General features: G+C 70.0%; 1 protein-coding gene. It reads left to right on the forward strand.

Annotated features, from left to right (window positions below; genetic code table 11):
* Window positions 1–383, forward strand: a 383-nt coding sequence (locus AC1DN0_RS41775; protein WP_477146709.1) for a TetR family transcriptional regulator, incomplete at both ends; no start/stop codon positions are given.

Below are 383 nucleotides of genomic sequence, written 5' to 3' on the forward strand. Positions count from 1 at the left end.
GCCTTCCGGATCCTGGATGAGGCGGGGCTGGAAGGGGTGACCCTGCGCAAGGTGGCCTGTTCGCTGGGCATCCGTGCGCCCTCGCTGTACTGGCATTTCAAGAGCAAGCAGGCGCTGATCGACGCCATGGCCGACGCGATGATCTGCGACGTCGCCCGCGCGATCCCGGCCGGCCAGCCGTGGCGGCAGACGCTGCTGCAGATCGCCCGTGAATTCCGGCTGGCGTTCAAGGCCCGGCGTGACGGTGCGCGCGTCTACGCCGGTACGTTCCTGGCCACCGAGAACGTGTTGCGGGTAGGCGAGGCGAGCATGGCCGCGCTGGCCGGCGCCGGCGCCCCGATCCGCTTCGCCGCGACCGCCTCGATGGACCTGGTGTACTACAC

The sequence above is a fragment of the Cupriavidus sp. 05N39 genome, from assembly GCF_056397325.1.